2 pseudogenes are annotated in these 807 nt (G+C 45.5%); one reads left to right on the top strand and one right to left on the bottom strand.

Annotated features, from left to right (window positions below):
- Nucleotides 1-91 (top strand): annotated as a pseudogene (locus UF06_RS28455) (RNA-directed DNA polymerase); the annotation flags it as partial.
- 61 nt (nt 92-152) lie between these two features.
- Here the strand turns inward: UF06_RS28455 and UF06_RS18585 are convergent.
- Nucleotides 153-807, bottom strand: a pseudogene (locus UF06_RS18585) (IS630 family transposase); the annotation flags it as partial.

The following is an 807-nucleotide window of genomic DNA, read 5'->3' as shown; positions in this document are numbered from 1 at the left end:
GAGGGGGCTTTACTCATTGAGAGATGGGTATGAGTCACTAAAAGTGTATTCGGAACCGCCGTATGCGACCCACGCTTGTACGGTGGTGTGAGAGGACGGAGGCCGTGAGGCCTCCTCCTACTCGATTATACGTTTTATACCAATCTGGAAAATTAACTGGTCAGATTAATCCACTCTCTTGTACACATCTTGCTAACTCTATCTGTACTGTCCAAGAATCGATTCCAAGCCTTGCACACTTTCTCCACGATATCCTCATAATCGGTAAAACTCTGATTGGCAAGATAGTGTTGTCTGAGCCAGCTCCACACTTGTTCTATCGGGTTTAGCTCTGGTGAATAGGGCGGGAGCTTGATGATACTGACATTGCTAAACGGTTCTGCAATGTCATTGGTATGCCAACTCGCCCCATCCATAATGATGACGGCATGACGCCCTTTTTCAGTGATTGCCGATATTTGCTTTAAATGCTCGATCATGATCTCTTTATTAACCCAAGGAACAACCATCGCTTCGCCAATTCCTCTCGCGGGACAGACAGAACCAAACAGATACGCATATTCAAATTGTTGTTGCTTCACGGCTCTGGGGCGTTTTCCTTTCTCTGCCCACAACCGTGTTGTCGTGTTTTGTTGCCCAAATCTGGCTTCATCTTGAAACCAGACATCAACATGCTCTAAAGCGATATGTCCTGGGATCTTCAGGATCGTTTCAATTTTGAATTTTTTTTAAAATCGTCTTGGACTTCTTGAGATTGCTTGGGGTGTTTTGAGCGGGAAGTTATCCATGACAAGCCCATGTGCTCGA

The organism is Vibrio sp. S234-5 (assembly GCF_000960595.1).
GTDB lineage: Bacteria > Pseudomonadota > Gammaproteobacteria > Enterobacterales > Vibrionaceae > Vibrio.
The sequence above is the reverse complement of the archived record's forward strand: the minus strand, read 5'-3'. Positions and strand labels throughout refer to the sequence as shown.